At 40.2% G+C, this 336-nt stretch carries 1 pseudogene; it reads right to left on the bottom strand.

The annotated features are described in order from the left end of the window. Positions 1 to 336: pseudogene (locus tag F1003_RS18520) on the bottom strand (type I glyceraldehyde-3-phosphate dehydrogenase); the annotation flags it as partial.

Raw genomic sequence — 336 nt, forward strand, 5'->3', positions numbered from 1 at the left:
AATTTACCATCGATTTCAGGAATAACTTTACCGATAGCTTTAGCAGCACCTGTTGAGTTAGGGATGATGTTTTCTGCCGCTGCACGAGCACGACGTTTGTCACCTTTTCTGTGAGGTGCGTCTTGTGTATTTTGATCACCTGTGTAAGCGTGAATTGTAGTCATTAAACCTTCAACTAAACCAAAGTCATCGTTTAAAACTTTAGCAACTGGTGCTAATGAGTTTGTAGTACATGAAGCACCTGAAACAACTGTTTCAGAACCGTCTAACTCTTGGTGGTTAGTGTTGAATACGATTGTTTTTAAGTCACCAGTAGCTGGTGCTGAGATTAATACT

Origin of the sequence: Winogradskyella ouciana (genome assembly GCF_009709615.1) — a bacterium.
GTDB lineage: Bacteria > Bacteroidota > Bacteroidia > Flavobacteriales > Flavobacteriaceae > Winogradskyella > Winogradskyella ouciana.